At 51.9% G+C, this 16,962-nt stretch carries 15 protein-coding genes; 4 read left to right on the top strand and 11 right to left on the bottom strand.

Annotated features, from left to right (window positions below; all coding sequences use genetic code 11):
• Window positions 1–12: 12 nt before the first annotated feature.
• A complete protein-coding gene (locus FYZ48_RS21710) occupies window positions 13–399 on the bottom strand; it encodes a globin domain-containing protein (RefSeq protein ID WP_149344262.1) in 387 nt (128 codons plus the stop codon).
• Between the two features lie 174 nt (window positions 400–573).
• Here FYZ48_RS21710 and FYZ48_RS21715 point away from each other — a divergent pair, with 174 nt between their 5' ends.
• Window positions 574–1,611: a hypothetical protein gene (locus tag FYZ48_RS21715; RefSeq protein ID WP_149344264.1), complete on the top strand. Its 1,038-nt coding sequence runs from the start codon at window positions 574–576 to the stop codon at window positions 1,609–1,611.
• Here FYZ48_RS21715 and FYZ48_RS21720 read toward each other — a convergent pair.
• The 3 genes from FYZ48_RS21720 to FYZ48_RS21730 form a co-directional block, all read right to left on the bottom strand.
• Complete coding sequence (locus FYZ48_RS21720; protein ID WP_149344267.1) at window positions 1,608–2,099, bottom strand: DinB family protein; 492 nt, start codon at window positions 2,097–2,099, stop codon at window positions 1,608–1,610. The two genes, FYZ48_RS21715 and FYZ48_RS21720, sit on opposite strands and share 4 nt — an antisense overlap.
• 68 nt (window positions 2,100–2,167) lie before the next feature.
• Window positions 2,168–2,863, bottom strand: coding sequence for a PIG-L deacetylase family protein (locus FYZ48_RS21725; protein ID WP_187782151.1), 696 nt, complete (start codon window positions 2,861–2,863; stop codon window positions 2,168–2,170).
• 221 nt (window positions 2,864–3,084) lie between these two features.
• Entirely contained in the window at window positions 3,085–3,684 is a 600-nt protein-coding gene (locus FYZ48_RS21730; protein WP_145190201.1) for a response regulator, read from the bottom strand.
• Between the two features lie 664 nt (window positions 3,685–4,348).
• On the opposite strand from FYZ48_RS21730, the gene FYZ48_RS21735 reads away from it, so the two are divergent.
• Entirely contained in the window at window positions 4,349–5,647 is a 1,299-nt protein-coding gene (locus FYZ48_RS21735; RefSeq protein ID WP_149344271.1) for a Gfo/Idh/MocA family protein, read from the top strand.
• 590 nt (window positions 5,648–6,237) lie between these two features.
• Here the strand turns inward: FYZ48_RS21735 and ppk1 are convergent.
• The 3 genes from ppk1 to FYZ48_RS21750 form a co-directional block, all read right to left on the bottom strand.
• Window positions 6,238–8,358: a polyphosphate kinase 1 gene (gene ppk1, locus FYZ48_RS21740; RefSeq protein ID WP_149344273.1), complete on the bottom strand. Its 2,121-nt coding sequence runs from the start codon at window positions 8,356–8,358 to the stop codon at window positions 6,238–6,240.
• 75 nt (window positions 8,359–8,433) lie between these two features.
• On the bottom strand, window positions 8,434–10,053 hold the full coding sequence (locus FYZ48_RS21745) for a Ppx/GppA phosphatase family protein (protein ID WP_149344276.1): 1,620 nt from the start codon (window positions 10,051–10,053) through the stop codon (window positions 8,434–8,436).
• On the bottom strand, window positions 10,050–11,072 hold the full coding sequence (locus FYZ48_RS21750; RefSeq protein WP_145043188.1) for an ROK family protein: 1,023 nt from the start codon (window positions 11,070–11,072) through the stop codon (window positions 10,050–10,052). Before FYZ48_RS21750 ends, FYZ48_RS21745 begins: the two co-directional genes overlap by 4 nt.
• 371 nt (window positions 11,073–11,443) lie before the next feature.
• Between FYZ48_RS21750 and FYZ48_RS21755 the strand changes: the two genes are divergently transcribed.
• Both FYZ48_RS21755 and FYZ48_RS21760 read left to right on the top strand, forming a co-directional pair.
• On the top strand, window positions 11,444–12,904 hold the full coding sequence (locus FYZ48_RS21755; protein ID WP_149344278.1) for a MotA/TolQ/ExbB proton channel family protein: 1,461 nt from the start codon (window positions 11,444–11,446) through the stop codon (window positions 12,902–12,904).
• 1 nt (window position 12,905) lies between these two features.
• Complete coding sequence (locus tag FYZ48_RS21760; protein ID WP_145043184.1) at window positions 12,906–13,700, top strand: hypothetical protein; 795 nt, start codon at window positions 12,906–12,908, stop codon at window positions 13,698–13,700.
• Window positions 13,701–13,815: 115 nt separating this feature from the next.
• On the opposite strand, the gene FYZ48_RS21765 is transcribed toward FYZ48_RS21760, so the two are convergent.
• From FYZ48_RS21765 to FYZ48_RS21780, 4 genes are all read right to left on the bottom strand, one after another.
• Entirely contained in the window at window positions 13,816–15,126 is a 1,311-nt protein-coding gene (locus FYZ48_RS21765) for a PQQ-binding-like beta-propeller repeat protein (protein WP_242022734.1), read from the bottom strand.
• Between the two features lie 239 nt (window positions 15,127–15,365).
• Complete coding sequence (locus tag FYZ48_RS21770; RefSeq protein ID WP_198422256.1) at window positions 15,366–15,680, bottom strand: DUF167 domain-containing protein; 315 nt, start codon at window positions 15,678–15,680, stop codon at window positions 15,366–15,368.
• A 16-nt stretch (window positions 15,681–15,696) separates the two neighbouring features.
• A complete protein-coding gene (locus FYZ48_RS21775) occupies window positions 15,697–16,407 on the bottom strand; it encodes a YggS family pyridoxal phosphate-dependent enzyme (RefSeq protein ID WP_149344280.1) in 711 nt (236 codons plus the stop codon).
• A 124-nt stretch (window positions 16,408–16,531) separates the two neighbouring features.
• Window positions 16,532–16,933: a PilZ domain-containing protein gene (locus tag FYZ48_RS21780; RefSeq protein ID WP_149344283.1), complete on the bottom strand. Its 402-nt coding sequence runs from the start codon at window positions 16,931–16,933 to the stop codon at window positions 16,532–16,534.
• Between the last annotated feature and the right edge of the window lie 29 nt (window positions 16,934–16,962).

Here is a 16,962-nt window from a genome sequence, read left to right on the forward strand (position 1 = left end):
TATTTTACTCGTTTAGCCGGCCCGGTTGATCAGAAAGGTTGCCATCTGGTCGAAAAACAGTTCCAGGGTCTGGCGAATTTCCGCGGGAACTTCTGTCTCAGTCATGGCGGCAGTCATCAGCTCCATCCAGCGATCCCGGGCACTCTGGTTGATCGCAAACGGTGCGTGACGCATACGGAGAGCAGGATGTCCTCGCTCCTTTAGATAACGCTGAGGGCCACCGAGACGATATACCAGAAATTCTTTCAGGCGATATTCTGCGCCAGCCATGTCATCCTGCGGGTACATGGGGTTTAGAATGTCGTCCGTTTTCACTCGACGATAAAAGGCAGCGATCAGCTGCTCCAGATGGGCTTCTCCCAGGTGATCAAAGATTTCTTCCAGTGCGATCTGATTCATCGAGTTTCGCGTTTCCTCTATGGTGCCGTATATTTCTCTCTGTGCTTAAAATTTGGCAGAACGTAGTAGGGCCTGCCGTTGAATTTGTGTATCTTAGGATTTACGGGTTCAGATTCCTACCCTCCCGTAGTTCTGAGCTGGATGCACTCTTAAAGTCATTTCAGTGGAGAAGTAATGTACTCCCGAATCTGTTGTCTGTTGACTCTCTTTGTTTTAACGTGTCACTCTGAACTGGGAGCGGGAGAACCAGTCTGGAAGAACTTCACTGCCAGCCCCTGGTTTGCAGAGCAGATCTCGTATCAGCATCTTGAGCCTGAGGTGCGTGCCATCATCGTCGCTCCGCTTCCCAGGCGCATTGCAGTCGAGAAGCCGACTCGTGTTGTGTTCTTCGCGACTCCCAATGGAAATACGATCGAACAGACACTGGGGTGTCAAAAACAGGAAGGACGCGACTGGCATTTTGAGATCCAGCAGATTGCCGCTCAGCACCGCCAGTGGCAGGCCTGGAATCCCCGGGAGAATCTGATCCTGGTCTGCCTGGAAGCCGAAGGTCTCAGCTGGCCACGCTGGCGGGCGCGTCACACTAATAATCCTGTGTTGATTCAGAACATCATTCGCAGCATCCTGTCTGCGATTCCGCTGAAAACACCACGTCTCACACTGGCCTGTCACAGTGGGGGTGGCAGCTTTATGTGGGGATTTCTCAATGGGACAGACCAGATTTCAGAACAGGTCGATCGGTTTCTCTTTCTGGATGCGAACTACTCTTTCAGCGTGGCGGATCAGCATGGTCTGAAGTTTCTGAACTGGCTCCAGGGGGATGAGAAACGCTGCCTGATTGTGATCTGTTATGATGACCGCAACGTACTTTTCCAGGGCAAGAAGGTCATCGGCCTGACGGGAGGCACTTACCGCGCGACGGGCCGCATGCGCGATCGGTTTGCCCGCGAGTTGAAATTTGAGGAAACTCACTCGGGAGATTTACAGATCGCCTCCGCTCTCAACGACCGGTTGATACTGATCACGCACCTTAATCCGCAGAATCGAATTCTGCATACCGCGCTGGTAGGCGACATGAACGGATACCTTTACGGTATGACGGTAAAAACTCCCCCCGGCCAGCAGATCAAATTACCGCAGGGACCCCGTCAGTATGTCCGCTGGATCCAACCGGAACCCTTCAAGGAATCGGTAGTGGAGAAGGCCGATTAAAATAGTGGCGCTTTCCCCAACTGGCGACGTATGACCGCCCACTGGCCGGCGTGCATCATCCAGTGCGTCGCTTCTCCTGCAAAAATACAACCAACTGTTGGCCCCAGGTAGTTCACTTTTTCCGGCGCTGGTTGCGACAGCTGCTCATCACTCAGTGTCGCCAGCAGCTTTGAACTGGCTTCGCGCTGCTCGTGCATCAGCTGAATATATTCGGCTTTACTCAGGAAGTCTCCCGGTTCATCACTGGCAGCGGTTTCTCTGGTGTGTCGTTCCGTAAATCCATCGGGCAGCGCCGGCATTGCATCGGGGGCGACTTGAGATACATGCATGTGCTCACTCTGGATCAGGTGGCCCAACTGCCAGGCGATGTGGTTCATGCTCTCTGCCGGTCTCACCAGCAGTTCTGCGTCGGTCAGATCATCCAGGTACATGTTGACGACAGTAGTCGGAAGTTGCAGGGCTGCGGTAATGTGTTCTGCCAGGCTCATTATATGGTTCTCACTAACAAACAGGGGGTATTCAGATTCGAGTAAATGCGATTATTGAAAAGCGACGGTTAGAGAATTTCCACGGGTTGTTTGCGCGGCGCCCAGAGTGCTTCGGCAAACTTGACACGACAGGTCTGACCGCGGTAGCGGGCCAGGTTCTCTTTTCCCTGCAGGGCTCCGTTGGATTGTGCGGGATCGTACTTGACGTTGCGTTGTAATGCCATATACCGTCCCAGCCATTCCTGAGATTTCTCCCAGTAATCCGTCACATCCACGAACGTATCAGGTTCAAATCCGATGGTATGGCCCGGACCGTTATCATAATGATAAATCTTGCGTGGTCCTCTGAACCGATCCTCGTTCAGAACCCGTCCTCCATGATTCAATGCGATTTTACTCAGCTGGGAAGCCACTGTATGGTCATGATGATGATCGAATTCCCAGAGCTGCAATGCGATGTCCGGTTTGATGTCATATACCGCGGCTGCTACTTTTTCTTTGGTTTCCTGATTGGTGTCATACCGATGTGAGGCAAAATCCAGATAACGGGTTTCAATGCCATAGTCCCGGGCAATGCGGACGACCCCCTCTTTAAATTCCGCTTCCCTCCCCTTGGTCGGGGGCCAGTTACTGTAGTCGCCGATCAGAATCAGCTGTACGACCCGGTAGTTCTTGGCAACCGCCTGCAGCATGATCCCGGGGACGCCGTAAGCGCAGTCGTCAAAGTGGGCTCCGATGGCGAGTAGTGTTTTCTGATCAGCCATGTCCGCGATACTCCCTTCGAAGGAATCGTTGAAATAACAGAACTGCATCCGTTTGAATGTCGTATCTGATCATACCTGAGCAGGGCTGTGGTCGCTATGAATAAGGGGCGGGATAGAAAAAGAAGGAGCCCGACCAGAAACAGTGTTCTGGCCGGGCCTGGTTGATCAGAGTGCGCCTGATCGAGTAGTTTAGGCAGGACGTTTTTTAAGCGGGCGGGAGGTTATGCCAGTTCCGCGCGTTTGCTGGAACTGTTAATGAAAAACTCAAGGTATTCGGACTGGGCAATGATCAGGTCAAACAGTTCCTCAGCTGCCTCGAGGTTTTTGGTTTCAATGATATCTTTGACTGCTTCACACAGGTTTTGCGCGGGAGTGTAAATGTCGACCGGCGTTGCTTCCGACAACTCACCCAGGGCACTCTTCAGATTATGAGCGAATGCCTGTTTGAGTTCTTCCCGGTCACGGGTTTTGTAAATGACCCCGGTGATCCCGAGTTTCTTGGCCAGTTCCAGTCGTTCCTGTTGTCGATTCTGAGTCTGGTTACCGGGCTGGATCGATGTCATCAGGAAATACATGGGGGCTTCAAGTTGGCCATCGTCGTTATAACGTTCCTGTTTCTGTACCTTCAGGAACAGATCCAGGCCGTCCAGCTCACGCATTACCAGTTCCGAGAACACGATTTTGATCTCGCTGTCCTGTTCCAGGATGGAAAGGGCTTCAAAACCGGAAGAGGCGCAAATGACTTCATAGCCCAGCTCTTCCAGTAACCTGGTATGCACGTAGCAGGTATATCCAACATCATCAACAACTAATACTTTCATAGGCGCAATTCTCGATCAGGGGTGAATTCGTTTTTTTCCGGTTCATCCACTTTTAAAAAACTGAAACTGTCATTCCTTTCGCAGTGAATTCTTTCTACTCGTTCGCACTCTGCGAAAACCAAGTGGGAAACTCCATGAAAAAACACTCGACTCTGGTGGGAGGGAGTGTTTACTCGCAAATCACAACTTCGCAGCCAGCCAGCAGGCCGCTTGCGGTGTTTTTTGAACTCGAACAGGTTGTGATTTAAAGTATTTTGCATGATGTATCCGTAAAAACTATATCACATATTTCACTTCATAAACCAGTTTTCGGTTCTCGTTACAGCTTCCGGATCACCTGGAAATGCCACTTTACCTGTTCATTTCCATTCCTGCTTGAAGCCCTAACGCAACATTCACACTGCCTGTCTACCGGACCTGTCAAAATGTGCCTGAAATCAGCGATTTTCTACTGCTGCGGTAATGTTGCTCTGGGACAACATCAGGCCGCATAATAATCCCCACTTTTTTCCGAAATTTCTGGGAGGTGATTGCCCGCCGAAGCGGGACTCAGTCTGGACTTTGCTTGAGGGGGGGCTTACGATTATAGGTTGAACAATTTTACTTCTGAAGCGGATCTGAATCTGTCTCAAATGCGTTTCATCAAACAGATAAGGGAATACAAATGAGTGAAGTCACACGTCGCAGTTTTCTGCAAACCAGCGCCGGTGCAGTGGCAGCAACTTCGCTGCTGAGCAATACCGCCCGTGCCGATGTGAATGGAAAAATCCGAGTCGCTGTACTGGGAGTTAACGGTCGCGGACGTACACACATCAAAGCCGTCGGCGATGTCGAAGGAGCCGATGTCGTTCTGCTCTGCGACCCCGACGAACAGGTTCTCGCGAAACGGGCTGCCGAATTCGAAAAGAAATACGGTCGCAAGGTAGAAACAGAGACCGATATGCGAAAGGTCTTTGATCGCGATGACATTGATGTCGTGACAGTAGCAACCCCCAACCACTGGCACTCCCTGGCCACCATCTGGGCCTGTCAGGCTGGTAAAGACGTTTATGTCGAAAAACCGGGTTCGCATAACCTGTTCGAAGGTCGCAAGATGATTGAAGCGGCTGACAAATATAAACGCATCGTCCAGCACGGCGTTCAGTTACGCAGCCAGCCTGCGATTCAGGAGGCTGTCGAACATCTCCGTAAAGGAACGATCGGAGATGTCTACATGGCGCGTGGCCTGGTCTTCCGCTGGCGTCCTTCCATCGGTAAAAAACCGAATGAAAAGGCACCTTCCTACCTCGACTGGAATCTCTGGCAGGGACCTGCTCAGGAAACCGATTTCTCACGTCGTTACGTGCACTACAACTGGCACTGGACCTGGGATTACGGTAACGGCGACGTCGGCAACCAGGGCGTTCACGAAACCGACATGTGTCTCTGGGGGCTGGACGTCAAACTGCCTTCGCAGATCACTGCCATGGGCGGCAAGTTCCTCTGGGACGATGATAAAGTTACACCGGAACTGCTGACGACGAACTACTTCTATCCGGAAGAGAACAAAATGATTCAGTTCGAAGTTCGTCCCTGGTGCACGAACACGGAAGATGGTGCCACCGTCGGTAATATCTTTTACGGTTCAGAAGGCTACATGGTCATCAAAGGTTATCAATCCTATGAGACCTATCTCGGCCAGAAACGGGAACCCGGTCCGAAGAACAGCGGCGACGATCCTGTCGTAGCTCACTTCACCAACTTCCTGGACGCCGTCCGTTCACGGAAAGCAGAAACGCTGAACGGTCCGGTTGAAACCGCTCATACGAGCTCCGGAATTGCTCACCTCGGTAACATCGCTTACCGTCTGGGACGGCAGTTGAACTTCGATCCGAAGACCGAACAGTTTGTAAACGATCCGGAAGCAGATAAGTATCTGACTCGTCAGTACCGCAAGCCGTTTGTCGTACCCAACGAAGTCTAATCTATGACAATCGAATTTTGTTGAATCGATCAACAGCACTGGAGCCCGGCTTCAGTGCTGTTTTTTATGCGCGGCGTGCAACGCATTGACCAGATAAAAAAATAGAGGCTGATCCACGTTACCGCAGATCAGCCTCCGGTTAAATTTCGTTTGGATCGAGGTGATCCTCACGAGTGGTGGTTGCCGATGACAACCCGCCAGTAGTCGCTAAGAACAACCACCTTTCTGGCTACAACAATAACTGTCCACTCAATCACCTCCTTTTCTTTGTAAAACTCCCTGTTTCATCATCGGTCTGTAGCTCCAATTAGAATACAGGCTTCAGTCCTGTCGCACTGCGTGGGTGCGACACAGTCTACAATGGTATTTTTGCAAATACCCGAGATCTGGCAATACCGATTTCTTGTCCTCACGCGGAATTTCTCAAGAACAGGAATTACCTCAAAACCTAACTTATTCAGCTTGAATGAGATAAGGATTTTGTATCTCGACAGCATTTCAAACGAGGGCAGAATCGACCCTGCAGACACTCGTCGAAAATACTGTTTTCCTGTGTACTGACACTCCTCCAGCAGGAGGGGTTCGGGATTTTATTTTTGTTCTTCCGGTGCCATATGAGGTTCGAACACGGTCCGACTGGCCACCTCTGCCTGGCGGATGGCTGTGACGGCTTCGTCGTACAGCACTTCCTGACAACGCACCAGATTCTTTTCCTTATTGGGCGTGATCCGCTCATAGACACCGTCACCATTCAGTACCCGTGCCTTGGCGTTGTCTTCAAAATAACAGTTCAGAATTTTGATCAGTTTGTTCCGGCAGTTTTCTTCCTCAATGGGAACAAGCAGTTCCACTCGGCGATCAAGATTACGCGGCATCCAGTCTGCACTGGAAATGAAAACCCGCTCATCGCCTCCATGATAAAAGTACAGAATGCGGGCGTGTTCCAGGAAACGATCGATGATGCTCACGACTTCGATATTTTTACTGAGCTTGGCTACTCCCGGGCGCAGGCAGCAGATACCGCGAATATTCAATTTGACTTTCACACCGGCTTCGGAAGCCTCGTACAGGGCATCAATGATTTCCGGATCGACCAGAGAATTGATTTTGGCCACGATCCGCGCTTTCTGTCCCTGTTTCTTTCGCTCCGTTTCGTGATGGATCATATCCAGCAGTTTGTCGCGCAGACTGATCGGAGCCGCTTCCAGTTTCTGATATTTCTGGGGGATTGAATAACCGGTAATCGAATTGAAGAAGTTGATTGCATCGGAGGCGAGCGCTTCGTCAGAGGTGAAGTAACTAATGTCGCTGTAGATCTTGGCGGTGGCATCGTTGTAGTTGCCGGTCCCGAAATGCATGTAGCGTTGAATCCCGTGAGGCTCGCGACGAATGATGCAGCAGATTTTGGCGTGGGTCTTGAGTCCTTTCACTCCATAGATCACCTGCACCCCTGCATGTTCAAGGTTTTTAGCCCATTCGATATTGCGGGCTTCGTCAAAGCGGGCCTTCAGTTCCACGATCGCGGTGACATGTTTGCCCTGCTCAGCAGCGCGAATCAGGGCTGCCACAATCGGGCTGTGTTTACTTGTGCGATACAGAATCTGCTTGATGGCGAGCACATCGGGATCGACGGCTGCTTCTTCTACCAGCCGGACCACAGGCTCAAAGCTCTCGTAAGGATGGCAGAGCAGAATGTCCTGACGGGTAATGTTTTCAAACATACTGATTCGCGGATTCACTTCCGGAGAAGGTTGAGGAGGCCAGTTGGCATCCTTCTGGCTGTCAAAGCCGGAGATATCCGTCAGACGCATGAACGCAGTCAGATCCAGGGGACCGGGAATGCGATAGACGTTTTCATCCAGAACGCCCAGGCCCCGCTCCAGAAATTCCAGGGTTTCAACGGAAACCGATTCGGCAATTTCCAGACGAATACAGTCACCCTGCTTTCGCTGATCGAGCATGTCTTCCATCTGGTGCAGCAGGTCTGAAGCGAATTCATCCTGTAGACTGACATCGGCGTTTTTCGTCACACGGAAAGGAATGCACTCCAGAACTTCTTCGCCCCGGAAAAAATGTTCGATAAACAGACAGACGGCATCTTCCATCGGCAGATACTGGTATCCGCCTTCCGAAGGGAGTGTGATAAAACGAAAATCGGTACGACCGAAGGGAATGATGGCAAACCGGTCGCGGGGCTTTTTACTTTTTTCATCAGGGCTCAGTCGTACCACAAGGTTGAGCGTGTGGTTGACCAGGTAAGGGAAGTCCTTATCCGGCGTCACGGCCATCGGTGTCAGGACCGGATAGATCTCATCCCGAAAGACGTGTTCCACGATTCTGCGTTGTGAGTCTGAAAGTTCGAGGGGATTGACGCGTTGAAAGCCGGCCTCCGCCAGCGGTGGTTCAATCTCTTTCAACAGACACTGATATTGATCCACCATCATTTGATGAGCGCGGAGACTGACGGCTTCCAGTGTTTCTTTCGCAGTCATCCCGGAAGGATCTGTACTTGTATTTCCACTGGCCTGCAGCAGGTGTAAGCCACCCACGCGGACCATAAAGAACTCATCCAGGTTGGAACTGGTAATGGCCAGAAATTTCAAACGTTCCAGTAACGGAATACTCGTGTCGTGGGCTTCATCCAGAACGCGTTGATTGAATTCCAGCCAGCTTAATTCACGGTTCAGGTAATTTGCAGTATTCGAAGCCATGGGCAAACTGATGTCCTGTTGGATATGGATGATGACTCAATCGGCAGTGATATCGAGTCCGCTGCCGGATGTTCCTTATTGTTTTTTTCTCAAATGGACTTTCATGCCGAAGACTTCTTCGAACAAAGGTCCTTTTTCCACGAGCGCGATCTGTTCCAGAGAAACGTCTTCCACGTGGGGAATGGAAATAATTAACTGTCCCTGAGTAATTTCACATTCAATTTCCTGCACGCGCTGCGAGTAGGAATAATCCAGTGCGTCGGCAACGCGAAGAATCGCCGCCATTTTGGCGATCGCGATGCGACTGAAACGGTCTAAAGTCGAATACCCCTGGTGAGTCGCTTTGGGAGAAGCTCTCCGGTGGTAACGGGCAATCAGCGCCACCAGCAGCAGATCGACCTGACCGAGACCAAACAGGTTTCCGTTGCTGATCAGGTACATGGAATGTTTGTGGTAGCCGCGCTGGTTGACGTAGATGCCGATCTCGTGCAGCAGCGATGCGGTATAAAGCAGCAGTCGGTTTTTGGCGTCCAGCTTATGCTCGTTGTGTAATGACTGAAACAGGGTGTCGGCCAGAAACGCGACATGCCGGGCATGGGCTTCGTCGAAGTCGAATCGTTTCCCAAAGTCAATTGAGGAGCGGATCACCTGCTGATTGAACTCGTCAGTCCAGTTGTTCTGGTCAGCCATTTCTTTCAGCAGACCATCGCGGAAGTTCGCTTTGGTGACGTAGATGTGTTTCTGCTGGTAAGCCTCGGCCAGCTTGGTATAGGCCAGCAAGGCAGGCCCCAGAGTCTCTGCATCAGTGAAGGAGAGGTGGTAAGTCTGTGCCAGCTCATCCTCGCTCTGCTGAAGAATCCGGTCGGTGAACTTGCTCAATTCCGAGACTTTAAGGCGATCCAGTTCGTCAGGTGAATTGCCGGGATCCGGAATTTCGTCATCGGGACGCAGCTGTGCGAGGGCAAATCGGACGTCGCCTCCCAGCACCACCAGCTTGATCGATTTATCCCCGGGGACTTCGTGGGTGATCTGCTGAATCACGCGTTCGATCTGGTTCTCCATGATCGTCCGCTCTTTGGAAAGAGGCACCCGGTATCCTTTGAGCATCTCCCGCAGACGGAGTGCTCCCAGCCGGTAGTTACTGGAGAACAGCACGTTCCCTTCCTGGACCAGCAGCAGTTCTGTTGTTCCCCCACCGATTTCGGTGACAATCGTCTGGGCTTCGTCCAGATTGGGTTTGGCCGTCAGGTAGGGGCGGATTCCCTGGTATGTAATTCGGTTGACCTCTGCTTCATCCAGCGGTGAAACTTCAAAACCGGTGGCGATGAAAATCCGGTCGGTGAACGCCAGGCGGTTGTCTGCTTCACGGACCGCGCTGGTCGCGACGACGCGAATCTGGTCGTCACGGTTGATCTGATATTCATCCAGACGGCGGCGATAGCTCTTCAGGATGCGAACACATTCTTCCATCGTGGCCTTCTGAATGTTCCGCGTCTGAAAAGTATCCTTCCCCAGCGTAACCGCCTGAGAGAGACGCTCCAGAGCATAGACCGTACCGTCTTCCTTGATCTCGGCAATCGCCATACGGATGGCGCCGGTGCCGATATCGATCACAGCAATTAAACGATTGGGCATGGATTCCAGTCGGCTGGATCCACCACTCGCCTCAGCTGGAGGGGAATCTTTTGTGTTCATACCTGTGTTTTAATTCTCGAGGATGACTGTTCCTGAATGACTTTCTGAGCCCAGGCGGCTACACCCATGACGCTGGAATCATCTCCCAGCTGGGCAGCGACGACTTTAAATGAATCTTTGAATGTCGGCATGACATTGTGCCGCGTGGCTTCCGAGACCGCTTCGACGAACAGGTCGGGCATCGCTTCCACAAGTCCCCCTCCCAGTACGATGACTTCGGGGGAAAGGGTGTGGACCATGTTACCTGCTGCAATTCCGATGTACTCAGCAGCCCGCAGAATAATTTTTCGTACACTTTCATCGCCCCCTTTAATCGAGGAAGCGAGAATACCGCTGCGGATATCAGACAGGTCTGTGCCTGCCAGCGAGCGGAGCTTGGGAGCATCACCCCGGTAAGCAGCCTGAGCTGCAGCGGCAGAGATCGCCAGTCGACTGGCCAGGGCCTCCAGGCACCCATGCTGTCCACATCCGCACTCGGGACCTTCCGGAAGGACTTTGATATGTCCGATTTCCATGCAGGAACTCTTACTGCCCTGAATCAACTGACCGCGATAGACGGCTCCTCCGCCGATCCCCGTTCCCGGGAAGATGCCCAGCGTCGAACTCGCTCCTCGGGCAGCGCCGAATCGATATTCGCCATAGACGCCCGCATCGACATCATTACAGAGGATTACCGGGCAACCAAACTCTTTCTCCAGTACCTGCTTAACCGGGGCATTGTACCAGCCGAGATTGGGGGCCTCGAAGATGATGCCCTGCTCAAGATCCAGCGGTCCCGGACAACCCACGCCGATCCCCGCCAGTTCGGCAGGTGTGAGTCCTGCTTCTTCCAGTGCCTGATGAATTGTCTGAGCCATCCGCTCCAGACCGAGCTCTACTCCTGCGTGCCCCTTGGTTTTTCGGCGTTTCTTTCCCAGGGTTTTATATTGTGAATCAAAGATCTTGGCGAGCATCTTCGTGCCCCCCAGATCGAAACCTGCCCAGTAGCCGCTCTTTGGTTGAACTGAATCAGTAGACATCTTCCAGTTTTCTATCTCTAGGATTTCGCTCTGCTGGTGTGTCAGCGTCAGAAGCGGCTCGCCACTTCCCGACTGAACTCATTTTATTATAGCGAAAAGTTCTTATCTCGTGAATTCTGACGGTTTTAGAACTCGAGAAGCAAGATGGACCATGAAATTTATACGATTCTATAGCAAATGGAGTCGATGATGCGGGATTTGAGCGGGAGCAGCCCCCGTTTATCCCTGATTCAGCCTCGGATATGAATCCGGTTCCCTGTTGACTTTAGTGTCTGCGTCAACTTGGATAAACTAATCGAAATAAAGTGAAGCGAATTTCTCTGGAAAGGCGCTGTGTACGTAAGTTTATAAGTTCCTGGGGTTCCCGATTAATGTATTTCCAGTTTCCTTGTGAAAAGTGTTCCAAAAAACTCAAAGTCCGCGATGAGAACGTTGGTAAGAAAGTCCGTTGTCCTTACTGTCATCACACGATGACAGTCAAAAAGCCGGAAACCCCCATCATCGATACGTCGGTTGATGTCAGCAGTTCTTCAGCGAGCAAATCGACAACCAGTAGTCGGGAAACCAAAAAACACGTATCCAGCGGTTGGGCCGACGGGACTGAAGTCAGTCTTTCCAAAAGTGGTCTGATTGCCATTGGTATCTCCATCGCCTATCTCGCACTGATGTTTCCCATTCGGAATTACTACTTTGGGGAACTCTTCCTGGACCGTGGCATGGTGCCTTATGCTCTGGTCTTTCTGATGAGCTGGTCTGGCACCATCCTCGTTCTGAAGTACTTCAAGCTGGTCAAGCAGAAGGAATCGATGCTGTTTGACACGCTGCCGACGGACATCTCGGAGGACATCTCTGAGAAAACCGTTCCTAAATTTATCGATCACGTGAGAAATCTTCCCGTCGATCCTCGGGAAAGCTTTCTGGTGAACCGGGTTTTGCGAGGTCTCGAGCACTTCCGGGTTCTGAAAAGCAGCTCCGAAGTTTCCAACCGACTGCAGTCGCAATCGGAAATCGATGCGACCGCCGTTGATTCCAGTTATACGATTCTTAAGGTCTTCATCTGGGCTATTCCGATTCTCGGGTTCATCGGAACCGTGATCGGGATTAGTGCTGCGGTGGGGGGCTTCTCAGGCGGTATGGATAAAGCCCAGGACATTTCCGCTCTGAAAGAGTCACTGGGAAGCGTGACCGGCGGTTTGTCGACCGCGTTCGATACGACGCTGGTCGCACTCGTGATGAGTATGCTGGTGATGTTCCCCAGCAGCTCCATGCAGAAATCAGAAGAAGACCTGCTGAACTGGGTTGATGAATACTGTAATGAAAACCTGCTGAAGCGACTCAAGGAAAGTGAGCATGGTGGCGGCGGAGGAGACGAGAAAGATCATCGTCGCCTCATTCAGCGAACCATCGATAAAGCGATGGCCAACCACCACGCCGAGTTACAGACGTGGATCGAAAAGCTGGAGGGCATCGGCGAAACCCTGTCTCAATCGGTGATGAAATCCTGGGGTAAGATCGACGAAAAAATCCGCGCTCAGCAGGAAGAGCAGATTTCGCAGGTGCAGGAAGTTGTCAAGCAACTGGAAACGGTTGAGGAGAAGATGACCGAGCTGCAGGCAGCACACACCTCTCATCTGGAGAAGATGAATGGTGAAGCAACTGAAATGGCTGAAGCCGCCGGTGTGCTGACCCAGTCTTTCAATGGAGTTCAGCAGGGACTGAATGGACTGAATACCGTGTTGACCAACCTGGGAGAGAAACAGATTCTGATTCAGCAGGTAGAAGCCCCCCGCAAGCGTTGGGGACTGTTTGGGAATTCAAGGAAAGTAAGATAACGTGGCGAGACGAAAGAAAAATGATGAAGAAACGGTCTCTCTCTTCCCGTTTCTAAGTATTCTTGCCTGCGTGATTGGTGTGCTGACGCTGATGATTACCGCCATGGCGCTCAGCCAGATGGATCAGCAGGATGACTCCTGGAAACGCGTAGAAGAATACGAAGAGAACATTAAGGAGATCAAAGAGAAAGAGCAGGAGCTGGAAGAAGTCGAGACTGAGGTCGCAGATTTATCGAAACTGAATCGCCAGTTGATGCTGGCACTGGAAGAGTTGAAGAAGCTCAAACAGGAAAAACAGAAACTGCCCTCTGACATCAAGCCGGAAGAGAAAGTCAAGCTGCTGGCCGAAGCCAATCGTCTGGAAAAGCGGATCGAAGAAATTAAGGACGATCCCAAGCAACTCCAGGAAGAAATCGACAAGCTCAAGAAGGAACTGGATAAACGGGAAAACCCGGTCGCTGCCGAAGTCCGGATTCAGCCGGGCGGAAGTGGTGTTGATCTGAACCCGACCTTTATCGAATGTACGAAAAACGGAATTGTAGTTCTGGACGGTCCCTCTAAGGATCTGCATGTCCGTCGCGACGACCTCCGCAAAAGCCTGCCGTTCGTGGAGATGCTCGATAAAATCGGTGCCCAGCCGAAAGGGACTGTGATCTTCCTGATTCGTCAGGATGCCGTCTACACCTACAATATTGCTTCCAGCGTGGCTCGTTCGCGTTACTGTCCCAACGGGAAGCTGCCCGTCGAAGGGAACGGGAAAATCGATCTGAGTAAGTTCAAAAACAGTTCAGGTTGACCGCTGTCACTTCGAAGCTGGTTTTCGGACAATGATCTGGATGACCTGTCTTATACGAAAAAAGCTCTGCCAGTCTGATCTGGCAGAGCTTTTCTTATTTAGTTGACTGACGAATTCAGTTCTGTTTTCTCAGGTCGTAGCACATCAGCACATCCTGATCCCGCAGATAGAGTTTGCCGCCACAGACGACCGGGTGTGCCCAGGCTTTGCCCAGCACCTGATCTGCCTTGAAGCTCCCTTTGAGAATATATTCTTTGGGATTGGCTTCAATCAGGGCGACTTCACCACTCTGGTAGCGATAGATCAAATTGCCATCAGCGAAGACCACTGCAGCGGATCCGGAACCTTCGCCCCGGATTTTGCCACCCCAGGCAACTTTGCCGGTTTTCAACTCGAGGCAGAGGGGGAAGCCATTGTTGTGACCGTGGCCACAATAAATATGGTCTTTGTAGAGGACCATACCACCATGGTGATTCTGCATAGTCTTGGGATCCAGGAAGTAAACTTCTTCGGCTTTGATACCATCTCCCTCTTTAGATAGCTTGAGCAGAGCACTGCCTGTACCATAACCGGTGGAACAGAATACATAATCGCCGGAAACGATGGGGGTCGGAATGTTGGCGACACCGTTGGCAACCGGATTGTAGTTCCAGAGCAGTTTACCGTCGCTGGCACGTACGCCAATCACACCGCGACCGGTGAGCTGCACATACTGTTTGACGCCACCGGCGTTGGAGATCACGATGGAAGAGTAGCCGGCTCCATCCTTTCCTTTGTCGCCCAGATCGGAAACAGAAGTTCGCCAGATTTCCCGTCCCGTGGTTTTATCCAGGGCGACCATCATGGCGTCTTTTCCGCCCGGTGTGCAGAGGACCCAGTCCCCGTCGACCAGGGGGGATTCAGAGAATCCCCATTTAGACATCATCTTGCCATCCCATTCGTCCTCGAAGTTTTTCGTCCAGATGACTTCGCCGTCAGCGACGCTCAGGCAGGAAATGGCTCCATTGGAGGTAATGGCATACAGACGGTCGCCATCGATGGCAGGAGTACAACGGGCTCCCGGATAACCGTGTTCCGGATTCAGCTCGAGCAGATTGGTTTTCCAGAGGATTTTACCGTCATCAATATTAACGGCGATGACGGCCTGACCCTCGGGCAGGTTTCCTGTGGTAAACAGGCGGTTGTCCTTAATGGAAACTCCAGCATACCCCTTGCCCAGACCAGTCGCGGTCCAGGTCAGTTTGGGGGGCGTTGCATTCCAGTCCTGCAGGAGACCGGTGTCCGAGGAATGGTTCTGGCGATTCGGACCGCGCCACTGCTCCCAGGAGTCAGAGAGTTTGGTCGGTTCCAGAGCATGGGCAGACATGGTCAGTCCGCCAACGAGTAAAGCTCCCAGGAACAGACGAATGGGCATAGAGAAGCTCATAGTCAAGTAATCCTTTTGTGTGATCTTGAAGACAAAGGGGGGAAATTAGTCTGAGTCACTCCCGGCTTTCCGGGTGTGGGTGGTTCGGGCAAGCGGGACGCAGGTATTCAGGTAAGACACGTAAGCTGATGCCGATTATATGTGCCGGTTCCATTGGCTGCAATCAATGGTTTCCAATTCCGACTGAGCGGAGAGAATTCTTTCAGACGGGGCAGGGTGAACAATAAAGAGTTCCAGTCTCAGTCGGAGATTCCCAAAGCGGTATCAATCCTGTGCTGGAGCTCTGCAGGAGTCAGGTCGGAGACACGAAAGACCTTCAACCCGGCGGTGTCCCCTTTGATCAGCTCAATCTGAGATCGTTTCAGTTGGAGTCCATTCTGTAGCACTTTGAGCAGAGCTTTATTCGCTTTTCCCTTTTCCGGGGCCTGGGTGACGCTGACTTTAAGTCGACCGTCGTGCACGCCCTCGATCTGATTCCGGCTGGCTTTCGGTTGTGCCCGAACCGGCAGCAGTACTGCAGAGCCGTCAGATTCCAGGTTCAGGGATGCTGTCACGATGAACACTCATTCTTTAATCAGAGGACTCCAGCCCTTCATACAGGGCGCTGCCGACTCGTACCAGGGTTGCACCTTCTTCGATGCCCGTTTCAAAATCGCCACTCATGCCCATCGAAAGTTCCTGGAGCGAAACATGCTCCGGTGAACGTTGCTGCAACTCGTTGCGGAGTTCGCGTAACTCACGAAAGACCGGACGAGCCAGTTCCCGATCTTCGACATGCGGAGCCATCGTCATCAGCCCTGTAATCTTTACGTGCAAGACCTGACAGAGAGACTCCCACTCTGCCGACAGAGATTCCCGGGAAAAACCTTTTTTGCTGGCTTCCCCTGCAAGATTGACTTCGATCAGAACTTCCGGCCTTAACTCCGACTCACCAGCAATGCGATCAATGGCTTGCAGCAACTTCAGCGAATCAACCGAATGAATCAGGTTACAGTGCGCAATTGTACGTCTGACCTTATTGCGCTGTAACGGGCCAATGAAGTGCCAGCGTAGTTCAGGAGAGAGCAGAGTGGCCCGCTCTTCCAGTTGAGGAGTCCGGCTTTCACCCAGATCCCGGCATCCCAGTTCCACCAGTGCCTGAACCCACTCTAATCGGGCGTATTTGGTGACAGCTACCAGTCGGACGGACTGCGGATCTCGCTGTACGCGTTGGCAGGCCGCATCGATGCGGTTTCGAATGCGGGTGTAATTATCGTGAATGATCACATTCAGGTCGTCCATTACCGGCCTGTCCTCATGCTGTTCTCAGTAGGCGAGAGCGGTGTCTGAAAGCTCTCGGGCTCAGACGATTATCATACAGGTAGAGAATGCGAATTCAACAGTGTCAGATCTGCCGGGAATTCATTCAGGCAATGACTTTGCCCAGGAAGCGGACGCCGTATTCCCAAAAGTGCTCTTCTTCGACTTCCTTCTGGCGAACGATTTCAGCACGGAACCAGGTTACCTGATCAGCGCCCACGGGAACACCAACGCGAATCTGGGTCTCATAGATCCGCATCGGGTAGATAAACGAGAGTCCCGACTGGGAGATAGAGCGGGACCAGACTTTGGTCATTGCCTGGTCGAATTCCTGGGTTCCATCCGGAATAGACAACCAGACTAGACCCCGGAAATTCTTACGTTCGTGCGCCCTTTTTTCTGAATAATGAGCGCTGGTCCGCGCATCGAGGCGATCCAGGGTATCCAGAACGCGATTGATGGCGCGGTTCTGCTTTTCACTATATTGTTCCAGGCTTATCAGACTCATCACTCACACTCACTAGAGAAAATCTTACG

The organism is Gimesia chilikensis, assembly GCF_008329715.1.
GTDB lineage: Bacteria > Planctomycetota > Planctomycetia > Planctomycetales > Planctomycetaceae > Gimesia > Gimesia chilikensis.